Annotated in this window: 25 protein-coding genes; 11 read left to right on the top strand and 14 right to left on the bottom strand. The window is 65.0% G+C overall.

From position 1 onward, the window contains the following. Window positions 1-71: 71 nt before the first annotated feature. Entirely contained in the window at window positions 72-1,295 is a 1,224-nt protein-coding gene (locus OKW37_RS07180; protein WP_184062225.1) for a pyridoxal-phosphate-dependent aminotransferase family protein, read from the bottom strand. Between the two features lie 223 nt (window positions 1,296-1,518). Here OKW37_RS07180 and OKW37_RS07175 point away from each other — a divergent pair, with 223 nt between their 5' ends. Next, the gene (locus OKW37_RS07175; protein WP_018419530.1) at window positions 1,519-2,514 is read left to right on the top strand and encodes a 2-hydroxyacid dehydrogenase; all 996 of its coding nucleotides are present in this window, start codon (window positions 1,519-1,521) and stop codon (window positions 2,512-2,514) included. Window positions 2,515-2,558: 44 nt separating this feature from the next. Here OKW37_RS07175 and OKW37_RS07170 read toward each other — a convergent pair whose 3' ends face one another. Next, window positions 2,559-3,140, bottom strand: a complete 582-nt coding sequence (locus tag OKW37_RS07170; RefSeq protein ID WP_429407314.1) for a plasmid fertility inhibition factor family protein — start codon at window positions 3,138-3,140, stop codon at window positions 2,559-2,561. A gap of 140 nt (window positions 3,141-3,280) precedes the next feature. Between OKW37_RS07170 and OKW37_RS07165 the strand changes: the two genes are divergently transcribed. The 5 genes from OKW37_RS07165 to OKW37_RS07145 all read left to right on the top strand — a co-directional run bounded on the left by OKW37_RS07165 (window position 3,281) and on the right by OKW37_RS07145 (window position 8,512). Continuing rightward, on the top strand, window positions 3,281-4,099 hold the full coding sequence (locus tag OKW37_RS07165) for a crotonase/enoyl-CoA hydratase family protein (RefSeq protein WP_429407316.1): 819 nt from the start codon (window positions 3,281-3,283) through the stop codon (window positions 4,097-4,099). Window positions 4,100-4,198: 99 nt separating this feature from the next. Next, window positions 4,199-4,591 carry an SRPBCC family protein gene (locus OKW37_RS07160; RefSeq protein ID WP_429407318.1) on the top strand — a complete coding sequence of 131 codons (393 nt, stop codon included), beginning with the start codon at window positions 4,199-4,201 and terminating at the stop codon, window positions 4,589-4,591. Between the two features lie 198 nt (window positions 4,592-4,789). Further along, window positions 4,790-5,947 (top strand): MFS transporter, encoded by a 1,158-nt coding sequence (locus tag OKW37_RS07155; protein ID WP_429407320.1) that lies wholly within the window; start codon window positions 4,790-4,792, stop codon window positions 5,945-5,947. Between the two features lie 71 nt (window positions 5,948-6,018). Continuing rightward, on the top strand, window positions 6,019-6,603 hold the full coding sequence (locus OKW37_RS07150; protein WP_260321293.1) for a hypothetical protein: 585 nt from the start codon (window positions 6,019-6,021) through the stop codon (window positions 6,601-6,603). Window positions 6,604-6,715: 112 nt separating this feature from the next. Then, window positions 6,716-8,512 carry a PQQ-binding-like beta-propeller repeat protein gene (locus OKW37_RS07145; RefSeq protein ID WP_429407322.1) on the top strand — a complete coding sequence of 599 codons (1,797 nt, stop codon included), beginning with the start codon at window positions 6,716-6,718 and terminating at the stop codon, window positions 8,510-8,512. A 107-nt stretch (window positions 8,513-8,619) separates the two neighbouring features. On the opposite strand, the gene fahA is transcribed toward OKW37_RS07145, so the two are convergent. The 3 genes from fahA to OKW37_RS07130 all read right to left on the bottom strand — a co-directional run bounded on the left by fahA (window position 8,620) and on the right by OKW37_RS07130 (window position 11,464). Beyond that, a complete protein-coding gene (gene fahA / locus OKW37_RS07140) occupies window positions 8,620-9,918 on the bottom strand; it encodes a fumarylacetoacetase (RefSeq protein ID WP_184062232.1) in 1,299 nt (432 codons plus the stop codon). After that, a complete protein-coding gene (gene hmgA, locus OKW37_RS07135; protein WP_187611083.1) occupies window positions 9,915-11,261 on the bottom strand; it encodes a homogentisate 1,2-dioxygenase in 1,347 nt (448 codons plus the stop codon). The genes fahA and hmgA overlap by 4 nt, the downstream gene beginning before the upstream one ends. A 62-nt stretch (window positions 11,262-11,323) precedes the next feature. After that, entirely contained in the window at window positions 11,324-11,464 is a 141-nt protein-coding gene (locus OKW37_RS07130; RefSeq protein WP_184062434.1) for a hypothetical protein, read from the bottom strand. A 267-nt stretch (window positions 11,465-11,731) separates the two neighbouring features. Between OKW37_RS07130 and OKW37_RS07125 the strand changes: the two genes are divergently transcribed. Beyond that, a complete protein-coding gene (locus OKW37_RS07125; protein ID WP_184062236.1) occupies window positions 11,732-12,565 on the top strand; it encodes an EAL domain-containing protein in 834 nt (277 codons plus the stop codon). Window positions 12,566-12,606: 41 nt separating this feature from the next. Here OKW37_RS07125 and OKW37_RS07120 read toward each other — a convergent pair whose 3' ends face one another. Continuing rightward, window positions 12,607-13,392, bottom strand: a complete 786-nt coding sequence (locus OKW37_RS07120) for an IclR family transcriptional regulator (RefSeq protein ID WP_429407325.1) — start codon at window positions 13,390-13,392, stop codon at window positions 12,607-12,609. A gap of 94 nt (window positions 13,393-13,486) precedes the next feature. Between OKW37_RS07120 and OKW37_RS07115 the strand changes: the two genes are divergently transcribed. Beyond that, entirely contained in the window at window positions 13,487-14,677 is a 1,191-nt protein-coding gene (locus OKW37_RS07115; protein WP_429407327.1) for an acyl-CoA dehydrogenase, read from the top strand. 74 nt (window positions 14,678-14,751) lie between these two features. Here the strand turns inward: OKW37_RS07115 and OKW37_RS07110 are convergent, their stop codons facing one another. After that, a complete protein-coding gene (locus tag OKW37_RS07110) occupies window positions 14,752-15,390 on the bottom strand; it encodes a peroxiredoxin (protein ID WP_429356645.1) in 639 nt (212 codons plus the stop codon). A gap of 348 nt (window positions 15,391-15,738) precedes the next feature. On the opposite strand from OKW37_RS07110, the gene OKW37_RS07105 reads away from it, so the two are divergent. From OKW37_RS07105 to OKW37_RS07095, 3 genes are all read left to right on the top strand, one after another. Then, the gene (locus tag OKW37_RS07105) at window positions 15,739-16,041 is read left to right on the top strand and encodes a DUF883 family protein (RefSeq protein ID WP_026225611.1); all 303 of its coding nucleotides are present in this window, start codon (window positions 15,739-15,741) and stop codon (window positions 16,039-16,041) included. A 131-nt stretch (window positions 16,042-16,172) separates the two neighbouring features. Beyond that, window positions 16,173-16,562, top strand: coding sequence for a phage holin family protein (locus OKW37_RS07100; protein WP_429356644.1), 390 nt, complete (start codon window positions 16,173-16,175; stop codon window positions 16,560-16,562). A gap of 57 nt (window positions 16,563-16,619) precedes the next feature. Continuing rightward, complete coding sequence (locus OKW37_RS07095; protein WP_184034343.1) at window positions 16,620-17,135, top strand: DUF3318 domain-containing protein; 516 nt, start codon at window positions 16,620-16,622, stop codon at window positions 17,133-17,135. 79 nt (window positions 17,136-17,214) lie between these two features. Here OKW37_RS07095 and OKW37_RS07090 read toward each other — a convergent pair whose 3' ends face one another. The 7 genes from OKW37_RS07090 to glyA all read right to left on the bottom strand — a co-directional run bounded on the left by OKW37_RS07090 (window position 17,215) and on the right by glyA (window position 22,030). After that, window positions 17,215-17,646, bottom strand: coding sequence for a type IV pilin protein (locus OKW37_RS07090; RefSeq protein WP_429407330.1), 432 nt, complete (start codon window positions 17,644-17,646; stop codon window positions 17,215-17,217). A gap of 22 nt (window positions 17,647-17,668) precedes the next feature. After that, the gene (locus tag OKW37_RS07085) at window positions 17,669-18,139 is read right to left on the bottom strand and encodes a pilus assembly PilX family protein (protein WP_429407332.1); all 471 of its coding nucleotides are present in this window, start codon (window positions 18,137-18,139) and stop codon (window positions 17,669-17,671) included. Between the two features lie 128 nt (window positions 18,140-18,267). Continuing rightward, a complete protein-coding gene (locus OKW37_RS07080) occupies window positions 18,268-19,074 on the bottom strand; it encodes a PilW family protein (protein WP_429407334.1) in 807 nt (268 codons plus the stop codon). Further along, entirely contained in the window at window positions 19,071-19,520 is a 450-nt protein-coding gene (locus OKW37_RS07075) for a type IV pilus modification PilV family protein (protein ID WP_429407336.1), read from the bottom strand. The genes OKW37_RS07080 and OKW37_RS07075 overlap by 4 nt, the downstream gene beginning before the upstream one ends. Next, window positions 19,517-20,083, bottom strand: coding sequence for a GspH/FimT family pseudopilin (locus OKW37_RS07070; protein ID WP_429407338.1), 567 nt, complete (start codon window positions 20,081-20,083; stop codon window positions 19,517-19,519). Before OKW37_RS07070 ends, OKW37_RS07075 begins: the two co-directional genes overlap by 4 nt. Window positions 20,084-20,296: 213 nt before the next feature. Then, window positions 20,297-20,779 carry a transcriptional regulator NrdR gene (gene nrdR, locus OKW37_RS07065; RefSeq protein ID WP_008919734.1) on the bottom strand — a complete coding sequence of 161 codons (483 nt, stop codon included), beginning with the start codon at window positions 20,777-20,779 and terminating at the stop codon, window positions 20,297-20,299. A 3-nt stretch (window positions 20,780-20,782) separates the two neighbouring features. Next, entirely contained in the window at window positions 20,783-22,030 is a 1,248-nt protein-coding gene (glyA, locus tag OKW37_RS07060) for a serine hydroxymethyltransferase (RefSeq protein ID WP_429407340.1), read from the bottom strand. Window positions 22,031-22,143: the final 113 nt, after the last annotated feature.

The raw sequence follows: 22,143 nt of genomic DNA, 5'->3' as shown, positions 1-22,143 counted from the left end.
CGACTATAAAGTGCTGGATCGCACAAAAGATATGCGCTGCGAATGCTATTCGTAGCGCATCGGAAAAATGCTTATTTACCTTCGCTCAAGCCGCGCTCGAGCGCCGCGACACCCGCCGGCAGATCGACGTTGACGCCGAGATCGACCATCGTGCGGCCCAGCGCATGCACGGTGCGAAACAGGTTGTGCTCGCGGCACTGTTCGCCCATCTGGCCGATACGCACGATCGGCAGACCGAACGAGCCGGAGATTTCCACCTGATGCTGCCGCGAGATATGCGCGCAGACGTCGGCGGGACTGAGGCCGTCCGGCACGTCGATGCCGACCACCGAATTCAGGCGGCAATTCTCCGGCGCATACAGTTGCAGGCCCATCGCGGTGACGCCTTGTTGCAACGCGAGCGAGCATTTCAGATGGCGCGCGAAGCGCTTCTCCAGCGTCTCCGCGCAGACGAGCCGCAGCGCCTCGTGCAGCGCGAGCACGCCCGACACCGGCGCCGTGTAGTGATACCCGGCGTTGTGCCAGAAGTTTTCCGCCAGCGACGCATCGAGGCACCAGTGCGTATTGGGCGCCGTGCGGCCTTTGACGCGCGCCCAGGCGGCGTCTGAAAACGCAATCAGCGACACGCCCGGAATCGATGACAAGCCCTTCTGGCCGCCGGTGATCACCGCGTCGATGCCCCAGGTATCCATTTCGAGCGGCATCGTGCTCAGCGTGCAGACCGCGTCGACGATCACGAGCGCGCCCGCTTCCTTCGCAAGCGCGGCGATGTCTTTCAGATGATGATTCCACACGGTGTTCGAGGTCTCGCCCTGCACGACCGTGACGACCTCGGGACGCTCGCGGCGCAGCGCGTCGGCGATCTGGTCGAGACTCGCGACCGTGCGGTCCGCGACTTCGAGCATGCTCACGCGCGCGCCGACGCGCCGGCCCATTTCGCCCATGCGGTCGCTGAAGAAGCCGTTCTTGATGCACAGCATGCGCGTGCCTTCCCACGCGAGATTGGAGATCGCCATCTCCATCGCGCCCGATCCCGGTCCCGCGACGCCGAGCACCCACTTCGACTGCGTCTGGAACACGTAGCGCGCCATCGTTTTCACCTGGTTCACCACCTTCGCCATCGTGCCGCCCAGATGGTTGATCACGATCGCATTGGCCTTCGCGACCGCGGCGGGAATCGGCACGGGGCCGGCGCCCATCATCAGCAGCGGTTCTTCGGGAAGGATCGCGTCGAGCGATTCGACAATCGGACAGGGGACGGACGAAGCAACGGTAGTGGAGGTTGAAGTCGGCATGATCGGTATATGAATGTGAAGCGCAAAGGAACGAACGGCCTCGCGGCAGGCACGCCGCTCGAGGCCGTTCGTCCGATCATTCACCGAACCGCGCGATCGCGCAAGTTTTTTGGCCAAGGTAGCCAGCCGTCATGCGCGAGCGGTACCCGCGTTCACAACATCACCCTACTCTTTCATTCGCGAAGTCGCCTAACATCGAGAAACAGCTTCTTCGGAGCCCGATATGCGCACGATCCTGTTCAGCAGTCGTCAATACGACGTCGATACATTCACCGAGGCCAATGCCGCGCATGGCTATGAACTGCATTTCCAGGAATCCCCTCTCGACAGCGAGACCGCGATCCTCGCGCATGGCTACGACGTGGTCTGCCCGTTCGTCAACGACAGCGTCGACGCCGCCACGCTCGAACGGCTTCATGCGGGCGGCACGCGCATGATCGCGCTGCGCTCGGCGGGCTTCAATCACGTCGACCTCGCGGCGGCCGAGCGGCTCGGCATGCCGGTCGCACGCGTGCCGGCCTACTCGCCGTACGCGGTCGCCGAACATGCGGCCGGGCTGATTCTCGCGCTGAACCGGCGCCTGCCGCGCGCGGTCGCGCGCACGCGCGAAGGCGACTTCTCGCTGCATGGGCTGCTCGGCTTCGACCTGCATGGCAAGACGGTCGGCGTGATCGGCGCGGGCATCATCGGCCGGGTGTTCGCGCGCATCATGGCGGGCTTCGGCATGCAGGTGCTCGCCTACGATCCGGGGCCGCCGGCCGACGAACTGCTCGCGCTCGGCGCGCGCTACGTGCCGCTCGATACCTTGCTCGCCGAATCGGACGTCGTCAGTCTGCATTGCCCGCTGTTGCCCGACACCTATCACCTGATCGACCGCGCCGCGCTGGCGAAGATGAAGCGCGGCGCGATGCTGATCAACACCGGGCGCGGCGGGCTCGTCGAGGCGAACGCACTGATCGGCGCGTTGAAGGACGGCCAGCTCGGCCATCTCGGGCTCGACGTGTACGAGGAAGAAGGCGGCATCTTCTTCGAGGATCATTCGAATCTGCCGCTACAGGACGACGTGCTCGCGCGTCTGTTGATGTTTCCGAACGTGATCGTCACCGCGCACCAGGCGTTCTTCACGCGCGAGGCGATGACCGAGATCGCGCAGACCACGCTCGCGAACATCGCTGCGTGGCAGGCGGGCACGCCGCGCAACGTCGTGCAGGCGGGGTAGCCGTGATAACCGTGGCGTACGCGAATTGCCGCGGACCGCGAAAGTTAGACGTCGCTGTCGCTGCCCGACTGGGTCGCGCGAATCGCGGTGCGGGCATCATCGGCCGCGCCGCACAGCTCACGCAGCAATCCCGCCTCGCGCTCGTGCACTTCGACCGGACACCAGCGCGCGCCCGCCTCGGCCAGATAGCGCGCGCGATGCTGGCCGTTGCGAAACGCCACCACCCCCTCGCGCTCGATGCCGACCCAGCCGAGCAATCCCGGCGCGCGACGCGTGGAGATCGTCACGTAGGGCATCTGCGGAATCCGCGGGCTGTCGGGATCGAGAAACTCGCGAATGCCGCGGACCTTGCCCGAGTGCCATTCGGCGACTGGCTTCAGCACGTAATCGGTGTTGTCGCGATCCGCGCACACGAGCAGCTTGCGCAGATCGACGAGCACGACCTGGTGACGTGTGCCGTCGGCGACGAAGACGCGCTTCAGGCGCACATGGTCGTACCACGAGTGGTCCTGCAACGGCACGACCCACACCGTTCCGGCGCAGGCTGGCGCGGCGGCCGGCGATGAATTGGGCAAAGGCAAGGACAAAGGTAGGCTCGGCAAGCTGGCGACAGGACGCCAGCGCATCAATAGAGCGCTAACGCTACGAGCCGGATGTGATGGAAACATGACAACTCACCGGATTAATTGCGCTGCATGAGCGTGCTGTAACACTGCCGGATCAACAGGCCAGCAGCGACCTTCAGGTACCCTTAAGGTACATAACGATGATAGCCAACCAATATTTCAATAACCATGTGCGAATCGAGTCGAATGACGGCAACGGCGTCGCTACGATCGTGCTGGAGAGGCCCGCGCGGCGCAATGCGGTCGATCGGCAGGTGGCCGAGGCGTTGAGCGCTGCGTTCAGCCGCTTCGAGGCCGAGCCGGCGTGGCACGCGGCCGTGCTGTTCGGCGCGGGCGGCACATTTTGCTCGGGCGCGGACCTCGGCGCGCTCGCCGACGCGACGCGCCGCAATGAGCTGCACGCGGACGGCAGCGGCCCGGGGCCGATGGGACCGACACGCACATGCTTCAGCAAGCCGGTGATCGCCGCGATCGCCGGCTATGCGGTGGCGGGTGGGCTCGAGCTTGCCGCGATGTGCGACCTGCGCGTCGTCGAGGAAGATGCGTTGCTCGGCGTGTTCTGCCGGCGTGTCGGCATTCCGCTGATCGACGGCGGCACGATCCGGCTGCCGCGACTGATCGGTCTGTCGCGTGCGCTCGATCTGATCCTGACCGGCCGCGCGGTCGATGCGCGCGAGGCGCTTTCCTTCGGGCTCGCCAACCGCGTGGTGCCGAAGGGCGAAGCGCGCGCGGCTGCCGAGCAACTGGCCGCGGAGCTCGCCGCGTTTCCGCAGGCGGCGCTGCTCGCCGATCGTCGCTCCGCGCTCGAGAACAGCACGCTGAACGATCTCGCCGAGGCATTGCGGCGCGAAGGCGCGGGCGGCTACGCGGCGGTCTTCGCCGAGGGCGTGGCGGGCGCGGCGCGCTTTGTGTCCGGCGCGGGCCGTCATGGCGACACGTTCGACGCGGATCGCGGATAAGACGGCGCCGCGCGATCGGCGACAGGTTTGCAATCGCCGGTCGCGACACCCCCGCGCGCACGAGACCAGGGTTGCCCGAAACGAACAGGAGGAAATGCGATGGCGACGATCTACCGGGAAATCGCCGTGGCAACCACCGCGGCCGATGCGTGGGCCGCGCTGCGCGATCCCGCCGGGGTCGCCCGCGTATTCGCGGGCGTGCTGATCGCGGCGCGCATGGAAGGCGACCTGCGCTGGGTCACCTTCGCCGACGGCACCGTGGTCGAGGAACGCGTGATCGCCGTCGACGATGCCCACATGCGGCTCGCCTACTCGGTGGGCGGCGGGCGCTTCGAGCATCATCATGCGACGCTGCAGGTCGTGGCCGACGCGTCCGCACATTGCCGCGTGATCTGGATCGCCGACTTCAAGCCCGACGATCGCAGCAACGTGGTCGAAGCGCTGACGGATGCGGGCTGCGCGGCACTCGGGCGCAACCTCGCGCGGCGCTGAACGCCGCCCGGCGGCTCGGGCTCCCGCCGCCGCGTTCCACAAAAAACAACAGCTTTCCGGACAGCCTGCAAGCCAGATTTGACTTAGGTAGAATCCCCTACTGTTTTTCCCTGGCCGGCAATAGCGTTTCCGCCTTCGGAATCGCCCGCCCGGCGCCCGTTGTTCGCGCCGCTTCACGCGTCACACCCCATCATCGCCATGCCATTGCCTCTGCTTGCCCTTGCCGTTGCCGCGTTTGGAATCGGTACCACCGAGTTCGTCATCATGGGCCTGTTGCCCGATGTCGCGCGCGATCTGTCCGTGTCGATTCCGGCGGCTGGCATGCTGGTGTCCGCGTATGCGCTCGGCGTCACGATCGGCGCGCCGATCGTCGCGATCGCGGTTGCCAACATGCCGCGCAAAAAGGCCCTGATGAGCCTGATCGGCGTGTTCATCGTCGGCAATCTGCTGTGCGCGATCGCGCCCGGCTACGCGGTGCTGATGGCCGCGCGCATCGTCACCGCGTTCTGCCACGGCGCGTTTTTCGGCATCGGCTCGGTGGTCGCGGCCGGGCTCGTCGCGCCGAATCGCCGCGCGCAGGCAATCGCGCTGATGTTCACCGGCCTCACGCTCGCCAACGTGCTCGGCGTGCCGCTCGGCACCGCGCTCGGCCAGGCGGTCGGCTGGCGCGCTACTTTCTGGGCCGTGACCGGCATCGGCGTGCTGGCGGCGGCTGCGCTCGCGGTGTGTCTGCCCGCGAAGATCGAGATGCACAAGGCGAGCCTCGTGCGCGAATTCAGCGTGCTGAAGAACCCGCAGGTGCTGATGGTGCTCGGTATCAGCGTGTTCGCGTCGGCGAGCCTGTTTTCGACCTTCACCTACATCACGCCGATTCTCGAAGACGTGACCGGCTTCACGCCGCACGCGGTCACGCTAGTGCTGCTCTTGTTCGGCCTCGGCCTGACGGTCGGCAGCACGCTCGGCGGCAAGCTCGCGGACTGGCGGCTGATGCCCTCGCTGGTCGCGTTCCTGATGGCGATCGTCGTGATCATGTGCGTGTTCGCGGGCACGATGCACGCGCGCACTCCGGCGATGCTGACCGTGTTCGTGTGGGGGGTGCTCGCATTCGCGATCGTGCCGCCGCTGCAGATGCTGATCGTGGATCGGGCGAGCCACGCGCCGAATCTGGCATCGACGCTGAATCAGGGGGCGTTCAACCTCGGCAACGCGACCGGCGCATGGCTCGGCGGCATGGCGATCGGCGCCGGCGCGCCGCTGACGACGCTGCCGTGGGTCGGCGTCGCGACCGCGCTCGGCGCGCTGTTGTTGACGTTGTGGTCGGTGTCGATCGAGCGGCGGGTGGCGGTGGCGGGGTGAGCTGGCCGGCTCGAAGTCATGGTTCGAGAGAGCGATTACACCGTTCTGCACTTTGCCTATAAACCTCTTCGATGAAGCATCCCACCGTCTACACGACTCCCCCTGCCACCGGCGTTTCGGCCATCGTGCGGTGGGATGAACAAAGCTCCACGCTGACCTGTGAGGTCAAATATCCACCTTTGGCTTCGCTGCCGGAACCGCAAAACAATCTCAGCGACTTGCTGGATGCGCGTTTCCGCATTGGCGCGCCCTCTTATGTCCTCACGGCGGGCACGTTGTCGATGCTTGTCGATCAGCATCGCCGGTTGATCGGATTGGACTTTTACACGAATCCCGAGCGATGGACCGTCCGCACGTCCGAACTCGCAGACCCAACCGACGAAACTCCGCACATCGAGTCAGAATTCGACGCGCACGGACATGCGCACGACATGGGAGCGCCAGAGGTCTGTTACGAGCCTCGCGACGGCACCCTTTATCTGTCGTGGGGTACCGTATCTCACTGGTACGGTATTGCGTCAGCGCTCGCGATCGGCGTCGATGAGGAAAAGCGCCTCACGCAGATCCGGCTGCGCGGCGCTCGCGTTTCTGGCGGCGCCGTTGTGGGAGCGTCGGCGGATCGCGCTGCGGGCGCCGAGTTGACGAATAGACGCTAATTGCTGGCTTTTACGATCTATACGCAGGGTGATAATCTCAACCCACGTTGCGCGGACACTCGACGAACGGCCCATATTTCGTGGCGCCGCCGCAAGCAACGGGGAGTCCGCCATGGTCTCGATGCGCCTGTTGCTCCGTGCCAGCCTGTTGGGCACGGCGATCGCGGTAGCCGCGATCGTCGCGGCGAACTGTGGAGGCGGCGGAGGCGGAGACAGCAGTGCCCCGACGGGCGCGAGCGTAGGCGTCGGCGGCAGCGGCGCGTCCGGCGCATCGGCCCCGGCCGCAGCGAGCGGCGGCAGCACCACCAGCGGTGGCACCACGAGCGGCGGCACCACCACCGGTAGCACCGACGGCTCGGGCAGCGGCTCGGGCACCCCGATGGGCGGCACATCGGCGGCAGCCGTGCGCGACGTGCTCACCTATCACGACGACATCGCGCGCACCGGCCAGAACCTCGGCGAAACCACGCTGACGCCCGCCAACGTGGCGGCTTCGACGTTCGGCAAGGTCGGCTTCTTTAGCGTCGACGGCAAGGTCGACGCGCAGCCGCTATTCGTCGCTGCGCTGGCGATCGCGGGCGGCACGCACAACGTGCTGTACGTCGCGACCGAGAACGACAGTGTGTACGCATTCGATGCCGACACCGGCGCGACCCTGTGGCAGGTGCGCACACTCGGCACCGGCGAAACCCCGAGCGACGACCTCGGCTGCAGCCAGATCGTGAACACCATCGGCATCACCTCGACACCGGTGATCGACCGTTCGCGCGGCACGCACGGCACGATCTACGTCGTCGCGATGTCGAAGGACGCGGCCGGCGGCTACCATCATCGCATTCACGCGCTCGACCTCGCGACCGGCGCCGAGCTGCTGAACGGTCCCACCGAAGTCGCCGCCTCTTTCCCGGGCAGCGGCGCGGGTAATACGAACGGCGTCGTGCCGTTCACCACGTCGTTGTACGCGGAGCGCGCGGGGCTGCTATTGCTCGGCAACACGGTCTACACGACGTGGACCTCGCACTGCGACGACGGCGGCTATACGGGCTGGATCATGGGCTACGGCGCCGACACGTTGCAGCAGACCACCGTGCTCAACCTGACGCCTAACGGCATCGGCGGCGCGATCTGGATGAGCGGCGCGGGACCGGCGTCGGACGGCTCGTCGATCTATCTGCTCGATGCCAACGGCACGTTCGACACGACGATGACGTCGAGCGGCTTCCCCGCCAACAAGGATTTCGGCAATACGTTCCTGAAGCTCGGCACGGCGGGAGGCCTGTCGGTGACGGACTACTTCGCGATGACGAACGTCGTGCAGGAGGCCAACGACGACATCGACCTCGGCTCCGGCGGCGCACTGGTGCTGCCGGACCTGACCGACGCGAACGGCACCCTACAGCATCTGACGCTCGGCGCGGGCAAGGACAGCACCATCTACGTGCTGAATCGCGACTCGATGGGCAAGTTCAACCCGGCGGCCGACAACATCTATCAGGAGATTCCCGCGCAGCTGGCCGGCGGCGAGTTCGGCATGCCCGCCTATTTCAACGGGCGCGTGTATTTCGGCTCGGTCGGCGATCATCTGAAGGCGTTCACCGTGACCAACGCGAAGCTGTCGATCACACCGACCGCGCAAAGCGCGATGACGTTCGCCTATCCCGGGACGACGCCGAGCATCTCGGCGAACGGCACCACGAACGGCATCGTGTGGGCCGCCGAAAACGGCACCGTCGCGGCCTTGCATGCGTTCGACCCGAGCACGCTCAACGAGCTGTACAACAGCAACCAGATGGGCACGCGCGATCAGTTCGGCACGGGCAACAAGTTCATCACACCATTGATCGCAAACGGCAAGGTGTATGTCGGCACGACGAATGGGGTGGCCGTATTCGGGTTGCTGGGTGGGTGAAGCGGACGACGCGCCGATTCATTGCGACACGGTATGCCCAAGGTCTCGCACAAACGACGAGGGCCGGCATACCGCGCCGGCCCTCTCTCATCGTGACTGCCGCGCGCTCACCCTCGCGCCGGCAGAATCTCTGCGGCACACGCGCCGAACCCCACGCGATACCCGTCGCCCTGGCACCAGCCGACGAGCGTCAACTCATCGCCGTCCTCGATGAACGTGCGCGTGCCGCCCTCCTTCAACGCCAGCGGCTTCTTGCCGTTCCACGTCAGCTCCAGCAGGCTGCCGTACGAATCCTCGGTCGGCCCGCTGATCGTCCCCGAGCCCATCAGGTCGCCCACCCGCGTATTGCAGCCCGCCACCGTGTGATGCGCGAGCTGCTGCGCCATCGTCCAGTACATGTATTTGAAGTTGGTCCGCGCGATCGTGCTCGCTTGCCGCGCGGGTTGCGCACGCAATGTCACTTCGAGGTGAATGTCGAACGCATGCTTTCCTCGATGCCGCAGATAGGCGAGCGGCTCCGGCTCCTGCACCGGCTGCGCGACGCGGAAGGGTTCGAGCGCATCGAGCGTGACGACCCACGGTGAGATCGTCGTCGCGAAGGTCTTCGCATTGAATGGGCCGAGCGGCACGTATTCCCATTGCTGGATGTCGCGCGCGCTCCAGTCGTTCAGCAGCACCATGCCGAAAATGTGCGCCTCCGCGTCCTCGCACGCGATCGGCTCGCCCAGCGCATTGCCGCCGCCGATGATGAAACCCGTCTCCAGTTCGATATCGAGCTTGCGGCTCGCGCCGAACACCGGACGCTCCTGGTCGGGCAACTTCAGCTGACCATTCGGACGACGCACCGGCGTCCCGCTCACGACCACCGACGATGCCCGTCCGTTGTAGCCGATCGGCATCTCCGACCAGTTCGGCAGCAGCGCATTCTTCGGATCGCGGAACATCGCGCCGACATTGGTCGCGTGTTCCTTCGATGAATAGAAATCCGTGTAGCCCGGAATCTGCACCGGCAGATGCAGACGCGCATCGGCCGCGCGCACGAGCACCTTCGCGCGCAACGCGGCATCGTCGCGCAGCGTCGCAGTGTCGCGCGTGAGCAGTTGGCTCAGCTGGATACGCACGCTGCGCCACACGTCGCGGCCAAGCGCGATGAAATCGTTCAGCGCATCGCGCGCGAACACGTTGTGCGCCGGCACGCTCAGCAGACCCGCGGCCTGCAATCCGGCGAGATCGACGATCCGATCGCCGATCGCGACGCCCACGCGACGCGCGTCGTTGCCACGGTCGCTGAAAATGCCGAACGGCAGGTTCTGGATCGGGAAGTCGCCAGCCGGGTCGTTGGCCGACTCGATCCAGCTCTTGCGCGACGCATCGAGCGTCGCCTGGAGATCGTTCACCGCGTTCATCGTTGCTCCGGATTGAAGTGTTTCTTGAGGCCTTGCCAGCACTCGTAGTAATGCGCCTGCAGTTGCGCGGTTTCGAGCGCGAAGCGCGTCGGCTTGATCAGCGTGCGGGTCTCGAACATGAAGGCCATCGTGTCGTCGACCTTCTTCGGCACCGAGGTATCGAGATGCGACGCCTTCTCGAACGTGTCCGCGTCCGGGCCGTGGCCCGTCATGCAGTTGTGCAGGCTCGCGCCGCCGGGCACGAAGCCCTCGGCCTTCGCGTCGTAGACGCCATGCACGAGGCCCATGAACTCGCTCGCGACGTTGCGATGGAACCAGGGCGGCCGGAACGTATCTTCGGCGGCGAGCCAGCGCGGCGGGAAGATCACGAAGTCGATCGTATCGACGCCCGGCGTGTCGCTTTGCGATTGCAGCACGAGGAAGATCGACGGATCCGGATGATCGAAGCTGATCGAGCCGATCGTGTTGAAGCGGCGCAGGTCGTATTTGTACGGCGCATAGTTGCCGTGCCATGCGACCACGTCGAGCGGCGAATGGCCGATGTCCGCGCGCCACAGATTGCCGTTCATCTTCGCGACGAGTTCGAATGCGCCTTCGCGGTCTTCGTATGCGGCGTGCGGCGTCAGGAAATCGCGCGGATTCGCGAGACCGTTGGAGCCGATCGGCCCCAGTTCCGGCAGACGCAGCAGCGCACCGAAGTTTTCGCAGATATACCCGCGCGCGCTGCCGTCCGGCAGGCTGACCGCGAAGCGCACGCCGCGCGGAATCACCGCGATCTCGAACGGCTCGACATCGACTCGGCCCATTTCGGTCGCGATATGCAGGCGCCCCTGTTGCGGCACGATCAGCAGTTCGCCGTCGGCGCTGTAGAAGAAGCGATCGTGCATCGAGCGGTTCGCCGCGTACAGATGGATCGCGCAACCGCTCATCGCTTCGGCCGAGCCGTTGCCCGCCATGGTGACCCAGCCGTCGATGAAATCGGTCGGTTCGCTGGGCATCGGCAGGGGGTCCCAGCGCAGTTGGTTCGGCGGCGTCGGCGGCACCTCGGCGAAGTTCGCGACGAGCCGCTCCGACGGCATCGACGTGAACGGCTTGTGCATGGCCGCCGGACGAATCCGGTACAGCCACGAGCGACGGTTGTGACCGCGTGGCGCCGTAAACGCCGTGCCCGAAATCTGTTCGGCATACAAACCATAGGCCGCGCGTTGCGGCGAATTGCGACCGGTCGGCAGCGCGCCCGGCAATGCCTCGGTCGCGAATTCATTCGCGAAACCCGACTGATAGCCGGGCTCGATTTCAGGACGCAGGCGTTCGTCGGCCGGCGTACGTGTTGAGGTATCCATACAAGGTTCTCCGCGAGTTGCCCGATTCTTTCCCGGTTGATACGTGATCTTTGCAGTCAGGCTCAGGCCGGCTCCGCTTCGGCCGCGCGGCTGGGTTGCCGCGTCGCACCGGCGAGCACGACCACCAGCAGCGCCGAGCACAGCACCGGCAGCGCCGCCGCATGAAACAGCGCGGCATTCGACCAGTTCAACGCGATCAGCATTGGGTCGTCCCCTCAGGCTGGCTAAAATTGTGTTTTACGAATAGTAAAACGAATTATGAATAGTGAAACTAACGTATACCCTTGGAAACACGCCGGCGAACCTCGTCATTCCGCGCTCAGCCCCGGCCGATAAGCGTGAGGCCAATAACGATATGAGCATTTTGTTAATCTGCGCAGGGCGCGTACTGCTACCATCAGTGAATGCGGCCATCGCGTCGCGCTGCCACGCGCCCGGTGCGCGTTCATCGTCGCCTTTCATTTGCCTTCATGATTTCGCCGACCATCCCCGATCTGATCGCCCGCGCCGCTCATCACCCGTTTCTCGGCGAGCATCTGGCAATGGGACAAGGCGGGCACGCCGGCATCGCGCTCGCACATTTCGATGGCATCGAGCTCACGAGTGCCTACGAGCCGATCTTCGACATCAGCGTGCACGGGCTTGCGCAGTCGCTGTCATGCGGCGCGGAAGGGGTCGACCGCTTCGGTGATGAGCTCGGCTTTCAGGCGGTCACGCACCGGCTCGACGCGCCGCCATTCGAGGTGTTCGATCCGTTCGACAACATCGCCGACGATCAGCAACTGGTCGCGCTAGACCGCATGTCGCGCGCGCTGCACGCAATCAACTTCTTCGGCCCGCAGCGGCATGGGTTGCTGTTTTTGCGGGTGCACGAGAGGCTGTTGAAGAGCGTGAAGTACGACCACGGCCGGCATTTTTCGAGCGTGCTGACCTCGTTCAATTTGAGTCCGACGCGCATCGTGATCGAGTTGCCGGCGGCGGCGGTCGCACACAAGACGTTCCTGGGCTATCTGACGCGCAGCTATCAGCACTATGGGTTCAAGGTGGCGGGCAATCTGTCGAACGCGGGGCAGATCCTGTCGGTATCCGAAACCGCGCGGCTCGACTTCATCAAGATGGATGCGGCGGCCGCATTGCGCGACGCGACCGTGAAGCCGCTCGTCGGCTACGCGGGCCGGCTGCGGGTGCCGCTGATTTTCAATCGCGTGATGGATGAGGCGCAATTCTCCGCGCTACAGCAGTACGACGTGCGGTTCGTGCAAGGGCCATTATTCAACGCGCATTATCACGACCGGGCGGCGTGACACGGTGGGGGCCCGGTTAGCCGGGGCGCCCCGGCATTACCTCAGCCCGGCTCCCCCAGCCGCGCCGCGAGCGCCTTCAGGCGCGGCGCGACATTCTCGCGAAACACTTCCTCCCCCATCGACGACGCAGGCCCGCTGCAGCTGAGCACGAGCCAGCGCTTTTCGCGCGGCTCGCGAAACGGCACCGCGACTGCGTTCACGTCGTCATGCCACGCACGAAACGAGTAGCAGCATCGCTCGGTCGCGAACGCGGCGATCTCCTGTTCGGCTTCGGCGACGAGCATCGCCCCCACTCTGCCAGCCGCTTTTTTCAGTTCCGCGAGTAACGCGGTACGCGCGTCGGGCGGCTGCACGGCGAGATAGGCGCGGCCCATCGAGCTCGTCAGCATCGACAGTTTCGAGCCGGATGCCAGGCCGAGCGTCAATGCGGTTTCGCTGCGAATCGTCTCCAGATACACCATGTCGAGCCCGTCCCGGCACCCGAGCGAGACCGCCGCGCCGACCTCGCGCGCCAGGCTGCGCAGGTGCGGGCGTGCCAGTTCGAGCATGTCGGTGCCCGACAGCAGCGCGAAACCGAGCGACAGCACGCCCGCGTCGAGCGCATATTTGCCGTGTCTTTCGTCCAGCCGCAGATAGCCGAGCACGGTCAGCGTGTAGGCGAGCCGGTTCACGGTTGCCTTCGGCAAACCCGTGCGTTCGACGAAATCTCGATTGCCGAGCATCGTCTCGCCTGGCCGGAACGCGCGCAACAGGTCCAGCCCGCGAGCAAGGGCGACGACGAATTTGCGTTCGTCGAGCGAAGCGGAGAAAGTGGATGGCGGCGTCATAGGGTGATACACTCGGGCGTCATTTGCAAAACATTGTTTCGCAAAGCGGAACTCTAGTCAAGCGGGTTCTGAGCGAGAAATCAGGAGATACGTCATGGCCGTAGCCGCGCAGTTTCACTGGGAAGACCCGTTGCTGCTGGATCAGCAGCTCACCGAAGACGAACGTATGGTGCGCGATGCCGCTGCGGCTTACTCGCAGGACAAGCTGCTGCCGCGCGTGCTGGAGGCGTTCCGCCACGAAAAGACCGATATCGGGATCTTTCGCGAAATGGGCGAGCTTGGCCTGCTCGGTCCGACGATTCCCGAACAGTACGGGGGCCCCGGTCTGAACTATGTCGCGTACGGGCTGATCGCGCGTGAAGTGGAACGCGTCGACTCCGGCTATCGCTCGATGATGTCGGTGCAGTCGTCACTGGTGATGGTGCCGATCTACGAATTCGGCTCGGACGCGCAGAAGGAAAAATATCTGCCGAAGCTCGCGCGCGGCGAGTGGATCGGCTGCTTCGGCCTGACCGAGCCGAACCACGGCTCCGATCCGGGCAGCATGGTCACGCGCGCGAAGAAGGTCGATGGCGGCTACTCGTTGTCGGGCTCGAAGATGTGGATCACCAATTCGCCGATCGCGGACGTCTTCGTCGTATGGGCGAAGCTCGAGGAAGACGGCAATGACAACATCCGCGGCTTCATTCTCGAGAAGGGCTGGAAGGGTCTGTCGGCACCGGCGATCCACGGCAAGGTGGGTCTGCGAGCGTCGATCACCGGCGAAATCGTGCTCGACGAAGCGTTCGTGCCGGAAGAGAACATCATGCCGGGTGTCAGCGGCCTGCGCGGTCCGTTCACGTGTCTGAACTCGGCGCGCTACGGCATCGCCTGGGGCGCGCTCGGCGCGGCTGAAGCGTGCTGGCACATCGCGCGTCAGTACGTGCTCGATCGCAAGCAATTTGGCCGGCCGCTCGCCGCGAACCAACTGATCCAGAAGAAGCTCGCCGACATGCAGACCGAAATCACGCTCGGGCTGCAAGGCGTACTGCGCCTCGGCCGCATGAAGGACGAAGGCACGGCCGCGGTCGAAATCACCTCGATCATGAAGCGCAATTCGTGCGGCAAAGCGCTCGACATCGCCCGCCTCGCGCGCGACATGCTCGGCGGCAACGGCATTTCGGACGAGTTCGGCGTCGCGCGTCATCTGGTGAACCTCGAGGTCGTCAACACCTACGAAGGCACCCACGACGTTCACGCGCTGATCCTCGGCCGTGCGCAGACCGGTATTCAGGCGTTCTTCTGATTCCGATGCTGGTGTATCGATAATGCAAAAAAGCCGGTTCCTTCGAACCGGCTTTTTGGTTCATGCCGCGCCGCTTACCGGTTCGGCTGCGGCGTCAGGCGCAGGTACGGACGCAACGCCTTGTAGCCCTTCGGGAATTTCTGCTTGATGACTTCCTCGTCCTTCAGCGACGGCACGATCACGACGTCATCGCCCTGCTGCCAGTTGCCCGGCGTCGCGACCGAGTGACTGTCGGTCAGTTGCAGCGAATCGATCACGCGCAGCACTTCGTCGAAGTTGCGGCCGGTGCTCGCCGGGTACGTGATGATCAGACGCACCTTCCGGTTCGGATCGATGACGAACAGCGAGCGCACCGTGAACGTTTCGTTCGCGTTCGGGTGAATCATGTCGTACAGCCCGGAGACCTTGCGATCGCCGTCCGCGAGAATCGGAAAACCGACGTTGGCAGCCTGCGTCTCGTTGATGTCCTTGATCCACTCCTTGTGCGACTCCGCGCTGTCGACCGACAACGCGATCGTCTTCACGTTGCGCTTTTCGAACTCGCCCGCGAGCTTCGCGGTCAGGCCCAGCTCGGTCGTGCAGACCGGCGTGAAGTCGGCCGGATGCGAGAACAGCACGCCCCAGCTATTGCCGAGCCACTCGTGAAACCTGATGCGGCCAATGCTCGACTCCTGTTCGAAATCCGGCGCAATGTCGCCAAGACGTAGACTCATAGTGCATCTCCTGTAGGTATTCGGAAGGTATCCGGATAAGGTCGCGGGCGTGTGCCCGCGGCGGCCAGTCACGATAAAGCATAAGGCCGCGGTGGTACATGGCGAACCAACATCGCGTCAGTACTTTATGTGTTTTTGTAATTTTCTCCCGTTTGACGGAAACTTTGCGGGACAGATCAACTCAATCCAGATACCGGTCTGGAGCAGAGTGCCCTCAAACGGGTGTCTTGACGCCACGCGCTGGCGGGAACGAATCGTGCAGCGGCGGCATGCAACCGGCACTATGCTCGCCAGCGACCGTTTCTTTGGTTACGATTTACGCGTAGCGTGAGACAAAGGGAGCTGTCAATGTCGGAAGTCAACAAGGAGAGATTGATGTCGGATATCAAAACCGTCCTCGCGGACGCTGAAGACCTGCTGAAACAGGCCGCGAGCGCTACCGGCGAACGCGCGTCGGAACTGCGCGAAACCGCGCTGACGCGCCTGAAGCAGGCGAAAGAAAAGGCAGCCGACGTTCAGGTCGTGGTCGTCGAAAAAGGCAAGAAGGCCGCCCGCGCCACCGACGACTACGTGCACGAGCATCCGTGGGCGTCGATCGGCATCGCCGCGGGCATCGGCGTGGTGGTCGGTCTGCTGATCAATCGCAAGTAAAGGCCGGTGAGGCCGCCGGAGCAGGCATGTCCGGCGCACCGGCGACACGGGCGGACCGGCGCGAGCCTCGCCGGTCCCCTTCTGCTGGCGCGCACGCGCCGGCCAGGCCCTCACGCGCAACGCCCACAGCCATGACGACCGAAACACACTCGCAGCGCGCAGAACGCAGCCCGTTGCGCCGTATTCTCAGTTCCGTGTTTGCGATCCTGCAGACGCGGCTCGAACTGGTGGGCATCGAACTCGCCGAGGAAAAAGACCGCCTGCTCGGCGTGCTGTTTCTCGGTCTTGCCGCGACGATGCTCGCCACGATGGCCTTGATCGCGTTGACCGCACTCGTCGCCATTGCCTTCTGGGACACCTACCGATGGCAGGCGCTTGCCGGCATCACCGCGGTCTACGCGATTGCCGGGCTCGCCTGTGCGCTGAAGGCGCGCAGCGGTTTGCGCAACGCGCCGATGATATTCGAAGCGACCATCGCGGAGTTCGAAAAGGATCGCGAAGCGTTTCGCAGCCGCGACTGATGGGAAAGTTCGTCTGCATCCGATCCATCGCCTCACCCTCACTGCCGCCGACACGCCATGAGCCCTTCCCGTCCTGATACCGCCTTTCGTAACAAGCGCCATCCGTCGAAGGACCTGAGCGCGCCGCATCTGCGGGCGCTGCGCAAGGAATTGCTGCTCGTGCGCGCGGACGTCGAGCGCGTCGAGCTTGCACAGGCCACCTTCGAACTGCGCCAGGCCGTCGCGCATTTCAGCTGGCTCAGGTTCGTGATCCCCGGCTTTGGCGGCGTGCGCGTCGGTAAAGGGCCAAAGGCGAGCGTGCTCAACGCGGGCACGATCGGCGCGTTGCTCAAGCAGTACCCGTTCATCAGCTCGATCGCTTCGCTGTTGCTCGCCAAACCGCTGCGCGCGAGGGTCGTCGCGAGCGCTAAGCCCGTGCTCAAGTGGGGCAGCCTTGCGCTCGGCGCGTGGGAAGCGTTCCGGATCTGGCAACAGATGAAGAACGAGTCGGCGGCGGCACGGGCGGCCGCGGCGGCTTCCGCTACGGCGCAGTCGCCGGCTGCGCAGGACGATTCGTTACGAAGCGGCTATTGAGGTCGTGGCCACTGCGAGTGGCAGCAATCTATCGGACCTCCCGCTCGCAAGGTTGCGTGTGTCGGACTTCAATCACCCGCTAACTGGTATTCCAGCATTCGCTGCTCGTGGGCGTCGCGCCGCTCGCATCGTTTCTATTGCCTCGCTGACCCGTCGCATCTAGCGTGAACGTGCCGCACGGGTCGTCGCGCATCGCGCCCGCTTCCGCGGGCGCCGCTTCGATCGAATAGCCGCCGTTCGTGTCGTCCGCGGGCAGCACGCGCACTCGATACACCGGGGCGCCGAACTGCGGCGCCTGATCGATACCCGGTGGCAAGGCCGGCACGCCATCGCTCGCCGCGGCCTCGACGAATTGCGCAGCCCGATATAACGCCGACGCCGCATCGATGCGATGCGTGCGCGCAATGTGGCTGCGGTACGAAGGGATCGCAAACGCGGCGAGCGTGGCGGCAATCGCGAGCGCGATCACGAGTTCGAGCAGCGTGAATGCGGATGTGTTCGGCCTTTTCATACGTGTCCAGTCGGTGCGTTCCTCAGAATGGTCTTGCTGCAACGCGCCGCCAATGACGTTCGATCGCGCCATCTTCGGTCACGACCTCCATCTGCAACCAGACCTGCGACTCGCTGCTCCGCCCGAAGCCGCGCGCGGTCAGCAGATAAGCGCTGGCGTTGGGTCGACTCGCGAGACGCCAAGGCTCGATCAGGCATTGCGGCGCGCGCGATGATCCCGGCCATTGCGCCACAGGCGTGATGGCGCCTGCGTCGAAAGCGGTTTCAAGCCTCCATTGAGTCGGCTCGCCGGACGTGAGCGGTGCATCGCGCGCGTCGCCACTTGCCGATAGCACGTTGCGCTCGCACCAGGTCAGCGCCGAATCCGCCGCGTGGAAAGCCTGCAGATAGTCGCGCACATTGGTCGCCGCGCGAGCGGCCGCGAGCGATGTTTCGAACCATATCGCGGACGTGGCGAGCATCATGGCCGAGATCAACAGCACGATGGCTAGCACGACGCCGCGTTGATGCGCCCGTCGGGCACCGCCCTGACAATTTCGCCGACCTAAGTGTTTCGCTGTTCCGCCTGGCCCGCCGCATATGTCGTACGCGCGGCCGCGTTGCGTTGCTGTGCCGCGATCCATCACGACGACGCCTCCGCGCGATTACGCAGCGCAACGCGGCGGGAAAACACCTGTCGAGGCCGCAGGTCGGTACCGAGTGTACTCACGCCATCGCAGTCGATGTACTTCGAACGCTGTCCTTGCGGCGCGCCGCGCACCAGCACGCAGACATCGACCGCAACGACGTTCGCCCATTGATCCGCCGCCACGGCCGACGCATTCACCGCATCCGCCGCGCCGTCCAGCCAGTAGCGCAACCGCACGCGCTCGACGCCTTCGATCAGCGGCTGCGCGGACCCCGCGTTGCCGCTGCCCACGCAGTAAAGCTCCGGCTCGCCGGTCGAGCCGCTGACGTTGGCGAAGTAGCGATTGACCACCGGCGCGCCCTCATCGCCAAGGACCGCGTCGCTGCTTTTGACGGCCTGTCCGACACAGTCGGTGACCTGACCGCTCGACGATGGCCATGTCGATACGACGTCTGCGACGTAACGGATCGCGACGCCATCCGAGCCGGTGCTCAAGGTGGTGCAAGCGAGGCTGTCGTCGGCGCCGGTCGGACGACCGCCCGAGCAGCCGAATAGCGCAGGCGCCGCGTTGTAGCCAATGACATTGGCAGGGACGAAGCCGGCCATCTGCAATTGCTGGCCGATCAGCATCAGCGCGGTCAAGCCCGCTTCGCGGATTCGGGTCGCGTTGCTCGCCTGCACGAACGCGTTGCGCTGCGCCGTGTAAAGGGACACGGCGCCCGCGATCACGAGCAACCCGAGCGCCATCGCGATCAGGAATTCGATTAGCGTATGACCGAGTGGGCAATGCGGCCGCTTCATTTCGCGAACGCCAACGCGACACACGACGATCCAGCCGGTGCATCGACGTCGCCGCAAGGCTCCGCCGGCTGGGCGCTCGCATCGCCCAAAGCGGGCCGGTCCCGCACGGACGCCCACGTCACGCGCGCCGCCGCGACCGCGCCGCTCTCGCCAATCGATGCGTCGCCGTGCGGCAGCAGAACGCTCGCCCAGGTGCGCCATTGATTGAGCGCGACATCGCCCGTGGAAGGCGTGCGCGTCGCTTCGGCAATCGAGTCGGCTATCCACGCGGCGCTCTCGCGCAGCGTCATCGCGCGCGCTTCGCGTGCGATCCACACCTGAACCGCGATCAAACCCAGCGCGCTCACCGCGACCAACGCGACCGCCAGCATCACCTCGATCAACGAGCTGCCATTCCATCTCGATGCGTGCACACGCAAATCGGTCTTGAATGCGGGCTGTCTCATGACGTCGCTCCGCACGCGCCCTCCGAGATCCGCGCGCGACCTCCTGCAGCGACACTGATGCAGCGCCGCCACGAGTTCCCCTGCATCGATTTCGATGGGCTTCGCGGCGCGATATCAAAACTTCGAAACGCGCCGATCAGTTGCCCAGCCGGCGGCGTGAACGTCATATCCGTCTGCACGCCGGCGATGCTCACCGCCGCGAGCGCCGGCTGCGCGCGCAACAACGACGGCTTGCCGCCACGTTCGGCGAATACGGCCCAGCCGCAGGCCCAGTCGGCGATGCCGCCGGCGCAGGCTTGGCCCGACGCGAGACAGACGCGCGCTGCATCGACGCGGCACACCGTGATGCGCGCACCGCGCCGCAGCGCCTCGCTGCGCGCGTAGGCGAACGTGGACAGCAGCGCCTTCGTGCGCGCGTCGACCTGATCGCGCATATGCCATGCGGCGAACGACGGCACCGCCATCACGGCCATCAGCATCACGAGAGCTATCACCGCCAGCGTTTCGACGAGTGTGAAACCGGCGCGCGATGGCCGGCAAATCCCCTGGAATTTCATCTGCATCCCTGAGCGTTACGAACGGATGCAGCCAATCTAGCGATTTGCGAGCGCGCCGACCATCGTCCGAATGGCCAGGTGGCATTCAGACGTTAGCGCGCGCAACAATGCACGTGACGATCGATCACGGAGGCGGGAGAAGCGATGCGTGAAAAAAAGCGCGAAATGCGCGAGGCGATGGATGCGAATGACCGCAGCTCAGCTGCGACACGCGTGCGCTCAGCGCTTGCGGGAAGGCTTGGGCGGGGAAGAGGCGCGGCGGAATTCCTCGATCACGTCCTCGAATTCGGAGACGTCTTCGAAGCGCCGGTACACGGAAGCGAAACGGACGTAAGCGATCGTGTCGAGCGCGCGCAACTCGTTCATCACGAGTTCGCCGAGGCGCTCGCTACGCACCTCGCGCTCGCCGCTGCCGAGCAGCTGATACTCGATACGGGCGACAGCCGCTTCGATCGCGTCCACCGCAACCGGGCGCTTGCGCAGCGCCAGTTGCATGCTCGCGACGATCTTGCGGCGATCGAATTCCGTGCGCGTGCCGTCCTTCTTGACGACCGACGGCAACGCCAGCTCGACCCGCTCATACGTCGTGAAACGCTTGTCGCAGGCCGGGCAGCGGCGGCGCCGGCGGATCGTCGCGCCGTCTTCGGATACGCGCGAGTCGACGACTTGCGTATCGGCATGGCGGCAGAAGGGGCAATGCATGGTTTAGCCGTAGACCGGAAAGCGCTTGGTCAGATCGGCGACCTGAACCTTCACGCGCTCGATCGTCGCGGCATCTTCCGGGTTGTCCAGCACGTCGGCGATCAGGTTGCCGACCTGCTCGGCTTCCTTCACGCCGAAGCCGCGCGTGGTCATGGCCGGAGAACCGAGGCGGATACCCGAGGTCACGAACGGCTTTTCCGGATCGTTCGGGATCGCGTTCTTGTTGACCGTGATGTGTGCCGCGCCGAGTGCCGCTTCCGCAGCCTTGCCGGTGATCTTCTTCGCGCGCAGGTCGACCAGCATCACGTGGCTTTCGGTGCGACCCGACACGATGCGCAGACCGCGCTTGACCAGCGTTTCAGCAAGCACACGCGCGTTCTCGACGACCTGCTGCTGATACGCCTTGAATTCCGGCGAAAGCGCTTCCTTGAACGCGACGGCCTTCGCGGCGATCACGTGCATCAACGGACCGCCCTGGATGCCCGGGAAAATCGCCGAGTTGATCGGCTTCTCGAACTCGGCCTTCATCAGGATCACGCCGCCGCGCGGGCCGCGCAGGCTCTTGTGCGTGGTGGTGGTGACGAAATCGGCGTGCGGCACCGGGTTCGGATAAACGCCCGCGGCGACGAGACCGGCGTAGTGCGCCACGTCGACCATGAAGTACGCGCCGACCGACTTCGCGATCTTCGACATGCGTTCGAAATCGATGCGCAGCGCGAACGCGGACGCGCCCGCTACGATCAGCTTCGGCTTGTGTTCTTGCGCGAGCTTCTCGGCGGCGTCGTAGTCGATGTCTTCGGCTTCGTTCAAGCCGTAGCTGACCACGTTGAACCACTTGCCCGACATGTTGACCGGCGAGCCGTGCGTGAGGTGGCCGCCGTGCGCGAGGCTCATGCCCATGATCGTGTCGCCCGGCTTGAGCATCGCGAAGAACACGCCCTGGTTCGCCTGCGAGCCCGAGTTCGGCTGCACGTTCGCGGCTTCGGCGCCGAACAGCTGCTTCACGCGGTCGATCGCCAGCTGCTCGGCAACGTCGACGTATTCACAGCCGCCGTAATAGCGCTTGCCCGGATACCCTTCGGCGTACTTGTTCGTGAGTTGCGAGCCTTGCGCGGCCATCACGGCCGGGCTCGTGTAGTTTTCCGACGCGATCAGTTCGATGTGCTCTTCCTGACGGCGGTTTTCCTGCTCGATGACCTTCCAGAGTTCAGGATCGACGTTGGCGATGGTGCTTTGGGCTCTGTCAAACATACGGGTTCCGTTGAGTGTTTTCAGGTTGACCGGATCGTGCGCCGAATCCTGCGTAGAGGGTACACAGCGGGGTACGCAGCGCTTTGGGCGGCGAGGCTTGCCCTGACGTGGCG

It is taken from the genome of Paraburkholderia sp. MM5482-R2, from assembly GCF_050436125.1.
In the GTDB taxonomy this organism is placed as follows: domain Bacteria; phylum Pseudomonadota; class Gammaproteobacteria; order Burkholderiales; family Burkholderiaceae; genus Paraburkholderia; species Paraburkholderia tuberum.
Note: the sequence above shows the minus strand (reverse complement) of the source record. Positions and strands in the feature narration are given on the sequence as shown.

What these genes read in the sequence shown, in the direction of transcription:
- OKW37_RS07180 (WP_184062225.1), bottom strand. Translation starts at nt 1,295, where the DNA reads ATGCCGACTTCAACCTCCACTACCGTTGCTTCGTCCGTCCCCTGTCCG.
- OKW37_RS07175 (WP_018419530.1), top strand. Translation starts at nt 1,519, where the DNA reads ATGCGCACGATCCTGTTCAGCAGTCGTCAATACGACGTCGATACATTC.
- OKW37_RS07170 (WP_429407314.1), bottom strand. Translation starts at nt 3,140, where the DNA reads ATGCGCTGGCGTCCTGTCGCCAGCTTGCCGAGCCTACCTTTGTCCTTG.
- OKW37_RS07165 (WP_429407316.1), top strand. Translation starts at nt 3,281, where the DNA reads ATGATAGCCAACCAATATTTCAATAACCATGTGCGAATCGAGTCGAAT.
- OKW37_RS07160 (WP_429407318.1), top strand. Translation starts at nt 4,199, where the DNA reads ATGGCGACGATCTACCGGGAAATCGCCGTGGCAACCACCGCGGCCGAT.
- OKW37_RS07155 (WP_429407320.1), top strand. Translation starts at nt 4,790, where the DNA reads ATGCCATTGCCTCTGCTTGCCCTTGCCGTTGCCGCGTTTGGAATCGGT.
- OKW37_RS07150 (WP_260321293.1), top strand. Translation starts at nt 6,019, where the DNA reads ATGAAGCATCCCACCGTCTACACGACTCCCCCTGCCACCGGCGTTTCG.
- OKW37_RS07145 (WP_429407322.1), top strand. Translation starts at nt 6,716, where the DNA reads ATGGTCTCGATGCGCCTGTTGCTCCGTGCCAGCCTGTTGGGCACGGCG.
- fahA (WP_184062232.1), bottom strand. Translation starts at nt 9,918, where the DNA reads ATGAACGCGGTGAACGATCTCCAGGCGACGCTCGATGCGTCGCGCAAG.
- hmgA (WP_187611083.1), bottom strand. Translation starts at nt 11,261, where the DNA reads ATGGATACCTCAACACGTACGCCGGCCGACGAACGCCTGCGTCCTGAA.
- OKW37_RS07130 (WP_184062434.1), bottom strand. Translation starts at nt 11,464, where the DNA reads ATGCTGATCGCGTTGAACTGGTCGAATGCCGCGCTGTTTCATGCGGCG.
- OKW37_RS07125 (WP_184062236.1), top strand. Translation starts at nt 11,732, where the DNA reads ATGATTTCGCCGACCATCCCCGATCTGATCGCCCGCGCCGCTCATCAC.
- OKW37_RS07120 (WP_429407325.1), bottom strand. Translation starts at nt 13,392, where the DNA reads ATGACGCCGCCATCCACTTTCTCCGCTTCGCTCGACGAACGCAAATTC.
- OKW37_RS07115 (WP_429407327.1), top strand. Translation starts at nt 13,487, where the DNA reads ATGGCCGTAGCCGCGCAGTTTCACTGGGAAGACCCGTTGCTGCTGGAT.
- OKW37_RS07110 (WP_429356645.1), bottom strand. Translation starts at nt 15,390, where the DNA reads ATGAGTCTACGTCTTGGCGACATTGCGCCGGATTTCGAACAGGAGTCG.
- OKW37_RS07105 (WP_026225611.1), top strand. Translation starts at nt 15,739, where the DNA reads ATGTCGGAAGTCAACAAGGAGAGATTGATGTCGGATATCAAAACCGTC.
- OKW37_RS07100 (WP_429356644.1), top strand. Translation starts at nt 16,173, where the DNA reads ATGACGACCGAAACACACTCGCAGCGCGCAGAACGCAGCCCGTTGCGC.
- OKW37_RS07095 (WP_184034343.1), top strand. Translation starts at nt 16,620, where the DNA reads ATGAGCCCTTCCCGTCCTGATACCGCCTTTCGTAACAAGCGCCATCCG.
- OKW37_RS07090 (WP_429407330.1), bottom strand. Translation starts at nt 17,646, where the DNA reads ATGAAAAGGCCGAACACATCCGCATTCACGCTGCTCGAACTCGTGATC.
- OKW37_RS07080 (WP_429407334.1), bottom strand. Translation starts at nt 19,074, where the DNA reads ATGAAGCGGCCGCATTGCCCACTCGGTCATACGCTAATCGAATTCCTG.
- OKW37_RS07075 (WP_429407336.1), bottom strand. Translation starts at nt 19,520, where the DNA reads ATGAGACAGCCCGCATTCAAGACCGATTTGCGTGTGCACGCATCGAGA.
- OKW37_RS07070 (WP_429407338.1), bottom strand. Translation starts at nt 20,083, where the DNA reads ATGCAGATGAAATTCCAGGGGATTTGCCGGCCATCGCGCGCCGGTTTC.
- nrdR (WP_008919734.1), bottom strand. Translation starts at nt 20,779, where the DNA reads ATGCATTGCCCCTTCTGCCGCCATGCCGATACGCAAGTCGTCGACTCG.
- glyA (WP_429407340.1), bottom strand. Translation starts at nt 22,030, where the DNA reads ATGTTTGACAGAGCCCAAAGCACCATCGCCAACGTCGATCCTGAACTC.